A 14,026-nucleotide genomic window follows, 5' to 3' on the forward strand; every position below is an offset into this window, starting at 1 on the left:
CTTAGGCAGGGCCGTCGGTGAGCAGGGACGCTGCTTCGGTGGCCTGCTGACGCAAGGCAGCAAGGTCATCTGCTGCACCGGTCATATTGATATGACCAATCTTGCGACCAGGCTTGACGGCCTTACCGTAGTAGTGAACCTTAGCTGCCGGGTACTTTTCCATAAGCTGCGGGTAGGCACCGAAGATATCGTCGTTTGCTCCACCCAAGAAGTTCTTCATCAAGGCTACTTGACCCTTAATCTCAGTGCTGCCCAGGGGGTAGTTAGCCACGGCTCGAAGATGCTGCTCAAACTGGCTGGTGACTGAGCCATCCTGCGTCCAGTGACCGGAGTTATGCGGGCGCATAGCGAACTCGTTAATGAGGAAGCCAGCCTCAGAGCCAGGAACCTCAAAGAGCTCAGCGGCCATCACACCGGTAACACCTAGCTCAGTTGCTACCATAAGGGCGGCGGCCTGGGCTGCTTCTGCCACCTCAGGGGTGATACCGGGGGCAGGGGCAATGACCTCATCACAGACGGAATTGACCTGAAGAGACTCAGCCACAGGCCAGGCTACAACTTGGCCTGAATCGCGGCGGGCTACCAGGGCAGAAAGCTCACGGGTAAAGGGCACCTTCTCTTCAACCAGCAGGGCCGAAAAATCGGTGCGGTCAGGGAGCTGCTCGAACCAGGGGCTTGCTGCGGTGCGGGCTTCCTGCTCATCATCGAGCACCATGACGCCCTTACCGTCATAGCCACCTCGTGGAGTTTTCAGCACCACCGGCCAGCCGTTTTCGCTGCCGAAGAGAAGAAGCTCATCGAGAGTGCGAACCTCAGCCCAGCGGGGGTTAGGCAGGCCCAGGCGGTCAACGGCCTTGCGCATCTCAATTTTGTCCTGGGCATGAACCAGGGCATCGGGGCGGGGCTGCACATTAACACCCTCAGCTATCAGACGCTGCAGAAAATCGGTGGGCACATGCTCATGGTCGAAGGTCAGCACATCAACATGGCGGGCAAACTCTAACAGGGTTTCATAATCACGGTAATCACCGACAGGGGCGAAAGGCACAGCCTGGCGGGCGCAGACGTCCTCGCTCTCAGCCAGAATACGAAGGTCAAAGCCAAGCTCAGTGGCGGCGGGCGCCATCATACGCGCCAGCTGGCCGCCACCTACAACACCAATTTTGGGTCCAGTCATAGGGTAAGTCACACTCACTAGGCTACCTGGGTGTAGGGTGCTTGTAAAAGTCTGAGCTATATACTGTACAAGCTACAGGTAACCGAGCAGTTCCCACCCTAGAGGGGGCCTGCCCCCCCCAACTGACTAGGGAGAGAAAACATGACTTCGCTAAAAGAGCGTCTCGCTGCCCTCTGGCATAGCCACGGCCGAGAAGTAATGCAGTTCCTCAGCGTTGGCGGCATGGCCTTTATCATCAACTCAGCGGTGACCTGGACGCTCATGCACTCCATCTTCTCCGATGGGCACGCTAAGGCCAAGGTCGTAGCTGGCATTGTCGCCACCATCTTCTCCTGGGTGGCAAACCGCCTCTGGACCTTCCGCGAAAAACGCACCGGCAACAAGGTGCGCGAGGCCATTGAATTCGGCCTCGTCAACGCCGTCGGTATCGGTGTTGAGGCTTCTTGCGTACTCTTTAGCGTCTATGTGCTAGGGCTCACCAGCCCCCAAGCATCCTTCATCTCAGGCACCATTATTGGCACCATCTTGGGCACCATCGTGCGCTACTTCCTCTACAAATTCTGGGTCTTCTCGCAGAGCAAGAACTATAGCGAAAACAAAACCACTGAAGAAAAGCGGGCCGACCTCATTGAAGAGGCCACCCAAATTATGACAGGCTCCCTACCCGTTATTGAGACGGCAAAGACCGGGCCCGCTCATCGCCCAAAACTCGACTAAAACGCTCCTGATTCCAGGCCACTGCCGGGTCAAGCATAAGAGCTGCCCGGCCCGAAGCCATCACCGCCAGGGCCTTCTCCAGGTAGACGGCATCAAAATGCTCACCCGGAACCTGTAGGGCCGCCACCTCAGCCTCGAACTGAGTGTTCAGAGCCGCAGCCTCTTGAACAAGCTGGCCCATCAGACTCCCATAGCTAGACCCCTCCCAGGCCTGATCCTGCGCACCAGGAGCCGCCCAACCCACATAAACATCAGGGTGCGAGCGCACCTCAGCCGCATAATCAATAACCTCTACCGGTAGTTGCCCCATAAAACGAGGAGTCAGCGGCTCAGCGGCCACCGCAAGAAGATAATCCTCATCTGCGCCCTCTAGCTCTGCGGGGTCAAAGGCTGCACGGACGTCCGCCCCCGCCTGCTGCCCCCAGGCCAAGGTGGCCCCCACCCGCAGGGCAGCGACCGCCAAAACCAGTGACCGCCAGTGCAGGCGCTGGGGCAGAACTATGAGGGAACCGGGTCCAACCTCGCACTCATCCACCCAAAAGTTAGCGGTCTTAGCCACCCAGTTATCAAAGACCCGCCCTGAAAGTTCGATGCGCTCGCCGGGGGCTGAGTACCAGAGCAGGGTGGGGTGTTGCCGCTGAGCTAAATGGGCCATGAATTGGGGGAAGGAAGAGCCGGTGTAGGTAGATGTTGCTGTCATTCTCCTTACTCTAGGGCAGCATCTGTTCTAGGGCTAGCGGCCAGCTCGGCGGGGGGTAAATGCATATACCACAGTGAAACGCAAATTTTTGTGAGAAAATCTCGTGTAATGAAGATTTTTTTAATCTCAGCTTGACGAATAGGCCTTTACACGCGTGTAATTAGGTGCAGGGAAATTTTTATTCTGTCCTCTGTTTGGGATATGAAAGGGAAGAATATGGGCCTCCACAGCCGCCTGCCTCAGGGCGCTGCAGGGCGCACGCCTGATGTGGCCCAGCACCACACTATGCACTTTGCCCAGTATTTAGAAGACCAGGCTACTGCCTTGCTCAATGACACCGCCCCCAAAAGCCACGGTTGTGCAAGCACGCTTGCCTCTAGCTCAGCTACCGATGCCTCACCCGCTGGTGCGTCATCGACCGACGTCTCAGCTGCTGATTCCGATAACCTCTCCCTCTGGCAGCAGGCCGCCGGTATCTACAGCACCGATGGGGATGACGGTGAACTATCCTGGCAGGCAGATGCTCTCTGCGCCCAGACCGACCCCGAGGCTTTCTTCCCTGAAAAGGGCGGATCCACCCGCGACGCTAAACGTGTATGCAGCGAATGCCCCGTTCGTCAGGCCTGCCTAGAATACGCCATGGAAAATGATGAGCGCTTCGGTATCTGGGGTGGCTTATCAGAGCGTGAACGCCGCCGCCTCCGCAAGCAAGCTATCTAAGAAAGAAGGGCTTGATTCATGGCAACCTCCCGCCAGTGCTCACGCCAAACCTGCCAGCGTGAGGCTGTTTTCACGCTCACCTACGCCTACGCCCAGTCCACCGCTGTGATTGGCCCGCTCTCAGTCCACAGAGAGCCCCACGCCTACGACTTGTGCGAATTTCATGCTGACCGTCTCACCGCCCCGCAAGGCTGGGAGGTGGTGCGCCTGGACGCCCCCGCCACCAGCTCTGAGGAAGAGCAGCAGGAAGATGCCTCCTACCCACCGCTGCGGTCAGTCTAAAAACTGAACCAGCACAACCCGTTGGCCCCTGACCAACGGGTTTTTGTAATTGCTGTATCAAAAACAGCCCCTATCCGATAAACTTTGACGAGCACACAACACACTTGCGCCTGTAGTACGTGATATAAGGAAGAAAAGTTCGTGGTCAACCCCCTCAACACAGCCAGCCGAGAGGCCTTCACCCGTCGGTCTTTCGTAACCGTCGGAGCCCTGGGCACCGTAGCACTTGCCGCCTGCTCCACCTCAGAGAGCGCCAGACCCAGCAGCGAAACCAGCAGCGCCAGCGCCACACCCAGCCCCACGCCCACCGTCAAATTCCTCGGTACCATAGAGGTCTCCCCCGCCCTCGATGAGATTGAGATTAACCCTCTCGAAACCGTCACCGTCACTACCGCTGATTCAACCCTCACCAAGGTCACCGTCACCACCGCAAAGGGCGAGGAACTTGCCGGTGAGCTGGCAGCAGATGGCAAGAGTTGGGCTTCTACCGACCGCATGCTCTTTCACCGTGACTACACCGTACGATGGGAAGCCACAGATGCCGCAGGGACTAAGGGCAGCGGCAAGAGCACTTTCTCTACCGTCTCAGCCGCCTACGAAGTAGACACCCGCCTCAACATCGAAGAGGGCGCCAGCTACGGTATTGGTAAGATCATCCAGTTCAACTTCTCCGAGCCGATTCTTAACAAGGCTGAGGTCGAAAAGCGCATCACCATTAAGGGCGGCGGCGACCAGGCTGGCAAGTTCCGCTGGTACAACGACTACATGGTGCGCTACCGCCTCGAAGACAAGTGGGCCACTAACTCCACTATCTCCATCACCGTAGACATTTTTGGTCTGGATGTGGGTAACGGCATGATCGGTAACCACACTACTACCTATACCTTCAAGACCTGGAACAAGCGCTACGCCTTGGCCGATAACAACACCAAGACCATCAAAATGTATGTTGATGACGCCCTGGTGCGAGAAGCCCCCATTACTTTAGGAAACGCCGACTGGCCCTCAGTGGTCGGTCAGCTAGTAATTATTGAGCAGGCTGAGAGCTACTACTTTAACCCCGGCTCTCTGAACCTAACCGTCAACGACCCTCACTACTATGAGCCTTTCTGGGCCTCTTGGACCTCCCGCCTGACCGCTGGCGGCGTCTTTGTTCATCAGGCTCTGCCTTCTGCCTGGTCCTCGGTGGGTGTTGTTAACGTCTCCCACGGCTGCATTGGTCTGCTACCTGAAGACGCCAAGTTCTTCTATAACACCTTTGGGGTGGGCGATGTGGTAGAGACCGTCAATACCGGCTACCCCCAGGCTGACCCTGATGATGGCTACGGCGACTGGAATATTCCTTTTGCCAACTATCATGACTCTAACTGGAAGGGTAACTGGTAATACCAGTGCCCTTGCTGTCATAGTGTAGAAAGCTCCCGCCCTTTAGCACTGTTCCCCGGTGCTGAGGCGGGAGTTTTTGCTTTCTACCGCGTAGAATACACAGGCAGATGCACCCCGTATAGATCTTGGGAGGAAACCCGCCGTGGCCCAACAGCCTGACCAGAACCAGGAGTGGAAGAAACTCAGTCCCGCTCTCACCCCACCCAAGGCCGATAGCTTACTGTCAGCCCGCAGGGCTGAACGCGGTATTCACATCCCCGCTAGTACTTCCACCAGCTCATCTGAAACCAGCCAGACAGAGGCGGAATCAGGGAAAGATACTCCCCCTGAAACCGCCCCATGGACCTCAACCCTGGCGACGGTAAAGAGCCCTGAAGAGAGCGCACCCCCTGCTGATACCCCGCAGGCGGCTCTGGCCGACTCTTCAACAGAGGATCCGGCCCAGGCTGAGACTATCAGCGAAGAATCAGAGGTGACACCAGCGTCAGAACGGGCCGAAGCCCGTGAAGTTGCGGTGGACGATACCCCCCGACTGCTGGGCTTGCGCCGGGCCCTGATCGCTCTTGCCGTCCCTGTGCTCATCACCATGGTAGCTGTGCGCGCGGTTGCCAGCTCCGCCTTCCTCTGGCTGGAGTACCACCGCCCCGGCTTCCCGGCAGACAGCTACGGCTTTGACACCCAAGAACGGCTGCGCCTAGGCTCCTATGGGCTAGATTATATTCTGAACCTGGCCCCCCACACCTACCTGGCTGACATCATCACCGGTGGGCAGGCCGCCTTCCTTCCCAGCGAAGTTGAGCACATGACCGACGTCAAACAGGTCATGCTCATCAGCACCGTCTTTGCCCTGGTGATGCTGGTGTTGGCCCTACTCTCTGCCCGAACCCTGCGCTTGCGGGCCCCTGGCGTCCTTCGCTCATCCCTCTTTACCGGAGCCTGGCTTACCCTGGCTATGCTCATCTGCCTTGGCCTTGCCGCTGCTATCGGCTGGGAAACCTTCTTCACCAACTTTCACCAGGTCTTCTTCCCCCAAGGTAACTGGCAGTTCAGCATGAGCGACACCCTGATCCGTCTCTACCCGCCCCAATTCTGGGTGGACGCCGCCGCCACCGCTGGCCTGCTCATCCTCCTCATGGTGGCAATCATGCTCGCCACCACCTGGCCCACCCGCTACCGCAAGCAGCTAGCCCTCAAGCGCCGGGTAGAGCGTCAGGAGCTCAAAGACCTTCTCAGCCAGTAAATCCCTAAATCCAGGCGTCAAACCACATACGCTCACGCCACTCAGTGTAAGGGACAGTCTGAGCCGTCCAAATAGGCCAATAGTAGATCGACACCAGCAAGGCAAAGACCACAAAGAGCCCCACCACCAGCAGACCTACCCGGCGGCGGCGCACACTGTCGCCGGGGCGCCCTAGCGCCAGCCCTAAAATACCCGCCAACATGAGAATCAGATAAGGCTCAAACGATAGGGCATAAAAGAAGAACATGGTGCGCTCAGGGTAAGCAAACCAGGGGAAATAGCCCACCGCAAAAACAGCGAACAGGGCAGCGAAACGCCAGTCACGGCGCAACAGCACAATCACCAAAGACAAGACCGCAACGATGATGAAAGACCACCAGATCAGAGGGTTACCAATATTGAGCACGGCCTCAGAGCAAGAATCCACCGTACAACCGTTCACACCCAGCTTGGGAGACTCATAGTAGTAGCTGGTGGGGCGCCCTAAAATCAGCCACTGCCAGGCCGGGGACTCATAGGTATGAGGAGAATCCAACCCCGAGTGGAAGGTATAGGCAGAACGGTGATACTCCCACAAGGAGCGCAAAGATTCCGGCAACCAGAGCACCCCTTCACCAGGGTGCTCCGCCGCCCAATTGCGATCGTAGGCAGAATCTGAGAGAAACCAACCAGTCCAGGTGACTAAATAGGTGAGCAACCCAGTGCCGATAAGAGCGAAGAAAGCCAAGACCCCATCACGGAAGAAACCTGCAACATACCAGCGGCGAACCCCGGCGACACGGCGGGCATTGGCGTCCCAAAAGACCGTAAGCACACCAAAGATAGCGATGAAGAAGAGAGCGTTCCACTTGACTCCTACCGCCAGGCCCGCGCAGATACCTGCTATAAAGCGCCAGTAACGGAACCCCAGCCAAGGCCCATAGAGCATGAAATTGTCGGTGGGGGCGTCCTCGTTGGCGCGGGCATGCGCCGCTATGCGAGCAGCAAGCCGGCGCCTACCCTGATACCTATCAAGAAGCAACGCCACAAAGGTAGCTAAAAGCCAGAACATCAAAAAGATGTCAAGCAAGGCAAAACGAGACTGCACAAAATGTAGGCCATCAATAGAAAGCAACAAACCAGCAAGGGACGCTACCGTAACTGAGCGGAAGAGCAACCAGCCAGCTAACATGACCAGCCCCACCGATAGGGTGCCAGTCAGTGCCGCAGCAAAGCGCCACCCCAAGGGATTATCATCACCCAAAATAGCCATACCCAGGGCAATCATCCACTTACCTACCGGCGGGTGCACCACATACTCGGCCGTTTCCAACAGACCAGACGGGGCACCGGCCACGAAGGTCTCATTGGCTGTATCAGACCAATTGCGCTCATACCCGTAATGCAAGAGAGAATAGGCGTCTTTAGCGTAGTAGGTTTCATCAAAGACAACGGCGTTAGGGTTAGCCAGGTTCACAAAGCGCATGAGCCCGGCTAGCACCACAACCAGCAGAGGCACCACCCAGCCATAGCGGGGGAACGGCACCGCAGTCACCGCAAGCCGCGCTCGCAGGGCAGACTCGGTGAAAGCGTCTTTAAGGGTCAGGACGGCAGAAGCTTGGTTAGATGTCACCCTAGATATGCTACCTGCGGTAACAAGAACATGCGCGCAGCCACCCAAAGCCAGTTTCCCCCAACCCTCCTGCAAGAGCACAAAAGTAGTAGGGTTAAACCCTATGGAACCTTCCCAGCACACCACCGCCCAAGCACCCACCGAAGGTGGCGCCCTCATCCTGGGCGGCACCCCTATCGGCAACCTGGCCGACGCCTCAGCCCGCCTGCGTCAGGCGCTCGCTACTGCTGACGTCCTGGCTGTAGAAGATAGCCGTACCCTGCGTAAGCTTGCCGCCGGCCTGGGCGTGAGCACCCGGGGGCGGGTGCTGGTCAACCACGACCATAACGAGGCTGACCGGGCCGGGCAGATTGTTGAGGCGGTGGCCGCTGGGCAGACCGTCCTGCTCATGTCGGACGCTGGTATGCCTGCTGTCTCTGACCCTGGCTATGTGGCTGCTGCGGCCGTTGCTGAGGCGGGACTACCCGTTACCGCCTTGCCAGGCCCCTCAGCGGTTGTTACTGCTATTGCTGTTTCTGGCCTGCCTTCAGGGCGTTTCACTTTTGAGGGGTTCTTGGCTCGTAAGGGGTCTGACCGTACCCGACGCTTGGCCTCCCTGGCGGCAGAGGAGCGCACCATGGTTTTCTATGAGTCGCCCCACCGCCTGGCTGCGACCCTGCACGATTTTGCAGAAACCTTTGGTGTAGAGCGCCGGGCAGCGGTCTGCCGGGAGCTGACCAAGTTACACGAAGAAGTTGCCCGCGGCAGCCTGAGCGAGCTCATTACCTGGGCTGAATCCAAACAGATTAAGGGTGAAATCGCGATTGTGGTTGAAGGGGCCCCTGCTCCTGAGGCTGAGGCAGCAGAGAATCTTACTGACCTTGTCGTGGAATTGGTGGCCGGTGGCGTCCGCCTGAAAACTGCCTGCGCCCAGATAGCTGAAGCTCACGGGGTGTCTAAGCGTGATCTTTACCAGGCGACCCTGGCCGTCAAAGACTCAGAAAGCTAAAACTATGTGTACCGACCACACTCTTACCGATGCCCAGCTGAAGGAACTTGCTGAGCGTTTCGCCTCCTATCTGCCCAGTAAGACCGAACAGGGAGCAAGTATTTTTACGGCCCCTGAGCCTATTGTCGAAGGGGAGGTGCCCCCGGCTTATCAAGCTGAACGCTATAACACCGCTGATGAGCCCAGCGGGGAAGGCACCCGCCGCCGAGGCGAGAAGGGGGAGGACGGCCGCCGCCGCAACCTGATATTCCCACCAGCCCCGGCACCCCTGCCCTATGCCATCGTTGATAACCATACCCACATGGATTTGCTCGATGGTGAAGTAGCTATTACCGCCCGTGACGCCCTCGATACTGGCGAAGCCTTGGGTATTGGCGCTATCGTGCAGGTGGGCTGTGATGTTCCTAGCTCCCTCTACGCTGTGCGTGCAGCTCAGGCAGATCCTCGCGTACTAGCTGCCGTGGCCTTACACCCCAATGAGGCCCCCAAACTGGCTGAGGCTGGCCAGCTTGATGCTGCCCTAGCGGCTATTGACGCGCTGGCTGCTGAACCGCGGGTGCGGGCCCTGGGGGAGACCGGTTTGGACTACTTCCGCACCGGTGAAGAGGGCAAGGGCGCCCAGGAGGCGTCCTTTCGGGCGCATATTCGCATGGCAAAGAAACACGGTAAGGCTGTGCAGATTCACGACCGGGACGCCCATGAGGACATCGTGCGTATCCTGCTCGATGAGGGCGCTCCTGAGACTGTTATTTTTCACTGCTACTCTGGCGGCCCTGATCTGGCTCAAATCTGCAATGAGCAGAGCTGGTATATGAGTTTTTCCGGTACCGTGACCTTCAAGAACTCCCACGGTATTCAAGAGTCGCTCACCCTTGCCCGCCGCGACCTGATCCTGGCTGAGACCGATGCGCCCTTCTTGACCCCTCACCCCTTCCGCGGACGCCCCAATGCCAGCTACATGACCAACTACACTGTTCGTTTTATGGCTGACCACCTGGGCACTGACCTTGAAGGGCTCTGCCGGGATATTCGCGCTAACTCGCTGGCCGCCTACGGGCACTGGGGCATTGAGGGGTTCTAGATACCTGGGCTGAAGAGATAGGGTAGTGAAAAGCATAAGTGTATATACCTGCGGGTAGACTAGGGTTTGTGACTGAACAGCAAACGCCCGCGCCCGATGCTCTTTTGGGCCCCCAAGAAATTCGTGATTTGGCCGCTACTCTAGGTATCCGCCCCACTAAGACCCTGGGGCAGAACTTCGTGATTGACCCCAACACGATTCGTCGTATTATCGCTACTGCCGGTATCAGCTCTGATGAGACGGTGGTTGAGGTTGGTCCGGGCCTGGGGTCTTTGACTCTGGGTATTTTGGATGCTGCCCGCGATATGGTTGCTGTTGAGATTGACCCGCCCCTGGCCCAGCAGCTACCTGCGACAATTGCCCGCTTCCGCCCCGGTTCAGAAGACCGTATTGATGTGGTGCTTTCAGATGCTATGAAGGTCACAGAGCTGCCGCGTACCCCGTCCGCTCTGGTAGCTAACCTGCCCTATAACGTGGCAGTGCCGGTACTCTTGCACATGTTTGCTACTTTCCCTTCCATTGAGCATGCCTTGGTGATGGTGCAGGACGAGGTCGCAGACCGCCTCTCAGCTAAGCCCGGTTCAAAGATTTATGGGGTGCCTTCGGTCAAGGCTAACTGGTTCGCTGAGGTGTCAAAAGCTGGTGTGATTGGCACGAACGTTTTTTGGCCGGCCCCTAAGATTAAGTCGGGTCTGGTGGCTTTTAAGCGTCGCCCTGAGCTGTTGTCTGAGCTGCCTCGTGAAGAGGTCTTTGCAATTGTCGATGCTGCCTTTGCTCAGCGCCGTAAGACTTTGCGGGCTGCTCTTGCTGGTTGGGCTGGTTCTGCTACTCGTGCCGGTGAGATTCTTGAGGCCGCTGGTATTGACCCGCAGTTGCGCGGTGAGAAGCTCAATATTTTTGATTTTATTAAGATTGCTGAAGCCGCCCGGCAGGTACCTGCCGGTGCGGAGCAGGGCGGGAAGGGCGCGTCCTTATGACCCTGAGTGTTTCTGCTACTGCCCCGGGTAAGGTCAACCTCTATTTTGCGGTGGGGCCGGTACGTGAGGACGGCTACCATGAGGTCGCTTCGCTCTACGCCGCTACTGATGTGTTGGAGCGGGTGACGATTTCTTCTGCTCAGGCCCCTGGTATCACCCAGTCTATGAGTGTTGTTGAGGGTTCCCCTGTCGCGGAGCAGGTGGCTGCTGGGGCTTTTGACCCGGCTGTGGTTCCGCTTGATGAGTCCAACCTGGCCTATCGCGGCGCGGCAGCGGTGCTGACGGAGCAGGGCCTGGGGCCTGTGGATGTGGCTGTTCAGCTTCATATTGAGAAGGCTGTTCCTGTGGCCGGTGGTATGGGCGGTGGCTCTGCTGATGCTGCCGCCGCCATGAAGGCTATGAACGCTTACCTGGTGCAGGCTGGTTTGGTTGCTGAGCCCCTTGCTCTTGAGCGCCTGCTGGAGTTGGCTGCTCCGCTGGGTGCCGACGTGCCTTTTGCTCTCTTAGGTGGTTTGGCTGTGGGCACCGGGGTGGGGGACAAACTCACGCCGTTTGAGGTACCTGAAGGCGTTGAGCCTCTGCGGTTTGGGTTTGTGCCTTCAACCGCTGGGCTGTCGACCCCCACCGTGTTTAGGGAGCTGGATACTGGCCGCGCGGCGGGGCGCTACCCTGCTCCGGACGCCACCTTGCAGGTTCCGCAGGAGTTGATAGGTCTGTTGACCTCTGCTGAGCCGCTGCAGAAGCGCCTACCAGCTATTGCCGGGCTACTGCGCAATGACCTGGCGGCTCCGGCTGTAGCCCTGCTACCTGAGCTAGCTGAAACACTGGAACAGGCTACCGCCCAACCTAGTGTTTCAGCGAGCTTTGTATCAGGGTCAGGGCCGACAACAGCGGTTTTAAAAGAAAATATATTAGATAGGTAGAATACTATGGGCAAGAAGAGAATAATTATTGCTGTATCAGATCTATTCCTCCCGAATGGTCTCGTCACTTCAACTCGTAACCTATATGATGCTCTAATGAGTCAAGGGTATGATGTTGAATATTTTTTGTTATACTCAGCCGATGAAGATTTTCGGGCTCATTACAATATTTTCCGTATTAATCCTTGGATTAAATTTACGGATGATATGAAAGGCTACGAGACCTCAAAAAGATATCTACAACCGATTCGTAGACTCTTTGGTGCAGTGGGTAAACCTATTTTTTCATTGAGAATTCTATGGAAATTGAATAAATATAGAGATGATGATGTAGTGATTATTGGCGCATCGTTACAGAGTTATAACTATATTTCTAAACTGGTTAAATTGGATGGAATAAAAAGGGTAGTTCAGTTACATATGTCTCGGTCAGGACTTACTGACCAGGACGTTATGAATCTAAAAGAAGCTCTCAGTTCTTGTGATCATGCTACAGTTCTATCGGAGACTGATAAAAATCTGTTCACTCAGGAGTTTTCAAAAGAGTTTCATTTTGTCCCCAATATTGTAGATATTAATAGTCCAAATGGTGACTTACCCCATCTGGATAATAATAAAATTGTCTATGCAGGAAGATTTTCTGAGACTAAACAGGTGGATCATCTGATACAGGCTTTTATCAAAACTTCGCATGAAGGTTGGACTCTGAACCTATATGGGGAAGGCGAGACAAAGGCAGAGTTGGAGAAAGAATACTCGTCCTATCCTGAAATAAAATTTTATCCGGCTGTTCGAGATATAAGTCAAGCTTTTAATAATGCTTCTCTGAATGTTCTTTCTTCACAGATCGAAGGTCTTCCCATGACTATTGTCGAGGCGGCTCAACTAGGAATACCTACTATTGCCTATAACGTTTCGCCGGGGGTGGAAGATATTGTGTCGCGATGTGGAATTCTTGTGCAGCCTCAAGATATAGATTCTTTCAGTGATGCTCTTATGCAGTATATGAATGATTCAAAGCTGAGGAGAAGTCTAGGCGATAAGGCACAGCAATATTCTGAAAGGTATCGCACCAAATCTGTAGTAGAGACCTGGGAAAATCTATTTAACGGGCTGTAAGTGAGTGTGGGCTGCAATTGTGTAATGCGGCCCACGTCTTTATCGTATTATCTTTGAGAAATGCTATCGGGGATAGAATCCCACATGAGTACTGGTGACTCTTTTCTCTTAAGCAACCTGTATTGTATGTTTCCCACCAAAGCCCCTATTCTTCCTCCATATCCAGCGACATCTTCGATGGAACGCCTACGTAGATATAGGTAGGGCACTATTGCAGCTCTCATGATAGCAGTTTTTAGAGAAACAGAGTTGATATATTTTCCTCGGTTTTTGCATCTTTTCCATAACAATACATTTTCACGGGCGTACCGATAAACTTGGAGATAGGTATTACCTTTACTTTCACGAGCTCTGTAGTACAGAAACGTATCATTGCAAAAATATAGTGGACGTCCTGAATCTGTAATTCTCCATGAAAAATCGATATCTTCCGACCCTCTACGGAAGCTCTCGTCAAAGCCCCCAACCTCGATAAAAGATGACTTTCTATAAGCTACTGATGCTCCATGCGCGAATGGAAATTTGTTGAGTCCCAGCAGCATTTCTTGAGTTTTTCGTGAACTTGGTGCTGTTTCAGGAGACTCGCCTAAGTGTGGATAAAATGGCAAAATCGGAGTTGTTACGATACAATCTTCATTTAATATGTGCTGTGAAAGGCGAGATATCCAATTGGGTGCGACAACATCGTCAGCGTCGCAGGACAAAATAAAATTAGTCGAAGCTTTAAAAACCGCAAGATTTCGTGCGAATGATTGCCCTTTTTTCTGAGATGCATCTATGAGAGAAATATTGAGTGATTTTTTATATTCTTCAACAATTTTTTTTAGGTCATCTGTTGAGCCATTATCTGCAATAACAACTTCAAAAGGCGGAGCGTTTAACTGAGATGCCAAGGAATCTAGTTGCGCAGGGAGGTAGTCTGCTGCATTATAGGCAGCAATAATAACTGAGATGACAGGTTTTTCTTTCATTGAATTAGATCCTTAATTTATTTTTTCAGGGGTCTTGTAATGGGTGGACTTTAACTTCATTTTAAATATTAGAAACTGTACTATTAGTTTATTTTCAACTGTTGTATTTAATGCTTTCGGATGGTGAGCCTGG

Annotated in this window: 14 protein-coding genes; 10 read left to right on the forward strand and 4 right to left on the reverse strand. The window is 54.9% G+C overall.

The genetic code is table 11. The annotated features are described in order from the left end of the window. Position 1: 1 nt before the first annotated feature. Entirely contained in the window at positions 2–1,177 is a 1,176-nt protein-coding gene (locus tag ACED87_RS00560; RefSeq protein WP_449089404.1) for a 5-(carboxyamino)imidazole ribonucleotide synthase, read from the reverse strand. A 141-nt stretch (positions 1,178–1,318) separates the two neighbouring features. On the opposite strand from ACED87_RS00560, the gene ACED87_RS00565 reads away from it, so the two are divergent. Then, the gene (locus ACED87_RS00565) at positions 1,319–1,894 is read left to right on the forward strand and encodes a GtrA family protein (protein ID WP_449089405.1); all 576 of its coding nucleotides are present in this window, start codon (positions 1,319–1,321) and stop codon (positions 1,892–1,894) included. On the opposite strand, the gene ACED87_RS00570 is transcribed toward ACED87_RS00565, so the two are convergent. Continuing rightward, positions 1,845–2,594 carry a TIGR03089 family protein gene (locus ACED87_RS00570; protein WP_449089406.1) on the reverse strand — a complete coding sequence of 250 codons (750 nt, stop codon included), beginning with the start codon at positions 2,592–2,594 and terminating at the stop codon, positions 1,845–1,847. The two genes, ACED87_RS00565 and ACED87_RS00570, sit on opposite strands and share 50 nt — an antisense overlap. A 216-nt stretch (positions 2,595–2,810) precedes the next feature. On the opposite strand from ACED87_RS00570, the gene ACED87_RS00575 reads away from it, so the two are divergent. The 4 genes from ACED87_RS00575 to ACED87_RS00590 all read left to right on the forward strand — a co-directional run bounded on the left by ACED87_RS00575 (position 2,811) and on the right by ACED87_RS00590 (position 6,222). Further along, positions 2,811–3,314, forward strand: a complete 504-nt coding sequence (locus ACED87_RS00575; protein WP_449082104.1) for a WhiB family transcriptional regulator — start codon at positions 2,811–2,813, stop codon at positions 3,312–3,314. An 18-nt stretch (positions 3,315–3,332) separates the two neighbouring features. Then, positions 3,333–3,596, forward strand: coding sequence for a DUF3499 domain-containing protein (locus ACED87_RS00580; RefSeq protein ID WP_449082106.1), 264 nt, complete (start codon positions 3,333–3,335; stop codon positions 3,594–3,596). A gap of 141 nt (positions 3,597–3,737) precedes the next feature. Continuing rightward, positions 3,738–4,982, forward strand: a complete 1,245-nt coding sequence (locus ACED87_RS00585; RefSeq protein ID WP_449089407.1) for an Ig-like domain-containing protein — start codon at positions 3,738–3,740, stop codon at positions 4,980–4,982. A 142-nt stretch (positions 4,983–5,124) separates the two neighbouring features. Next, the gene (locus ACED87_RS00590; RefSeq protein ID WP_449089408.1) at positions 5,125–6,222 is read left to right on the forward strand and encodes a TIGR01906 family membrane protein; all 1,098 of its coding nucleotides are present in this window, start codon (positions 5,125–5,127) and stop codon (positions 6,220–6,222) included. Positions 6,223–6,226: 4 nt separating this feature from the next. Here ACED87_RS00590 and ACED87_RS00595 read toward each other — a convergent pair whose 3' ends face one another. Continuing rightward, positions 6,227–7,834, reverse strand: a complete 1,608-nt coding sequence (locus tag ACED87_RS00595; protein ID WP_449089409.1) for a dolichyl-phosphate-mannose--protein mannosyltransferase — start codon at positions 7,832–7,834, stop codon at positions 6,227–6,229. Between the two features lie 103 nt (positions 7,835–7,937). On the opposite strand from ACED87_RS00595, the gene rsmI reads away from it, so the two are divergent. From rsmI to ACED87_RS00620, 5 genes are all read left to right on the forward strand, one after another. Beyond that, complete coding sequence (gene rsmI / locus ACED87_RS00600; RefSeq protein ID WP_449089410.1) at positions 7,938–8,822, forward strand: 16S rRNA (cytidine(1402)-2'-O)-methyltransferase; 885 nt, start codon at positions 7,938–7,940, stop codon at positions 8,820–8,822. Between the two features lie 4 nt (positions 8,823–8,826). After that, the gene (locus ACED87_RS00605) at positions 8,827–9,903 is read left to right on the forward strand and encodes a TatD family hydrolase (RefSeq protein WP_449089411.1); all 1,077 of its coding nucleotides are present in this window, start codon (positions 8,827–8,829) and stop codon (positions 9,901–9,903) included. A 68-nt stretch (positions 9,904–9,971) separates the two neighbouring features. After that, a complete protein-coding gene (gene rsmA, locus ACED87_RS00610) occupies positions 9,972–10,880 on the forward strand; it encodes a 16S rRNA (adenine(1518)-N(6)/adenine(1519)-N(6))-dimethyltransferase RsmA (RefSeq protein WP_449089412.1) in 909 nt (302 codons plus the stop codon). Next, entirely contained in the window at positions 10,877–11,803 is a 927-nt protein-coding gene (locus ACED87_RS00615; RefSeq protein ID WP_449089413.1) for a GHMP family kinase ATP-binding protein, read from the forward strand. The genes rsmA and ACED87_RS00615 overlap by 4 nt, the downstream gene beginning before the upstream one ends. Positions 11,804–11,809: 6 nt before the next feature. Further along, positions 11,810–12,922, forward strand: coding sequence for a glycosyltransferase (locus ACED87_RS00620; protein ID WP_449089414.1), 1,113 nt, complete (start codon positions 11,810–11,812; stop codon positions 12,920–12,922). A gap of 47 nt (positions 12,923–12,969) precedes the next feature. On the opposite strand, the gene ACED87_RS00625 is transcribed toward ACED87_RS00620, so the two are convergent. Continuing rightward, positions 12,970–13,893 carry a glycosyltransferase family 2 protein gene (locus ACED87_RS00625; protein ID WP_449089415.1) on the reverse strand — a complete coding sequence of 308 codons (924 nt, stop codon included), beginning with the start codon at positions 13,891–13,893 and terminating at the stop codon, positions 12,970–12,972. Positions 13,894–14,026 lie beyond the last annotated feature (133 nt).

Source organism: Rothia sp. 32237D007AR (genome assembly GCF_053544675.1).

Coding starts and splice junctions, on each gene's coding strand:
- ACED87_RS00565 (WP_449089405.1), top strand. CDS start 1,319: ATGACTTCGCTAAAAGAGCGTCTCGCTGCCCTCTGGCATAGCCACGGC.
- ACED87_RS00570 (WP_449089406.1), bottom strand. CDS start 2,594: ATGACAGCAACATCTACCTACACCGGCTCTTCCTTCCCCCAATTCATG.
- ACED87_RS00605 (WP_449089411.1), top strand. CDS start 8,827: ATGTGTACCGACCACACTCTTACCGATGCCCAGCTGAAGGAACTTGCT.
- ACED87_RS00625 (WP_449089415.1), bottom strand. CDS start 13,893: ATGAAAGAAAAACCTGTCATCTCAGTTATTATTGCTGCCTATAATGCA.
- ACED87_RS00615 (WP_449089413.1), top strand. CDS start 10,877: ATGACCCTGAGTGTTTCTGCTACTGCCCCGGGTAAGGTCAACCTCTAT.
- ACED87_RS00575 (WP_449082104.1), top strand. CDS start 2,811: ATGGGCCTCCACAGCCGCCTGCCTCAGGGCGCTGCAGGGCGCACGCCT.
- ACED87_RS00620 (WP_449089414.1), top strand. CDS start 11,810: ATGGGCAAGAAGAGAATAATTATTGCTGTATCAGATCTATTCCTCCCG.
- ACED87_RS00560 (WP_449089404.1), bottom strand. CDS start 1,177: ATGACTGGACCCAAAATTGGTGTTGTAGGTGGCGGCCAGCTGGCGCGT.
- ACED87_RS00580 (WP_449082106.1), top strand. CDS start 3,333: ATGGCAACCTCCCGCCAGTGCTCACGCCAAACCTGCCAGCGTGAGGCT.
- rsmI (WP_449089410.1), top strand. CDS start 7,938: ATGGAACCTTCCCAGCACACCACCGCCCAAGCACCCACCGAAGGTGGC.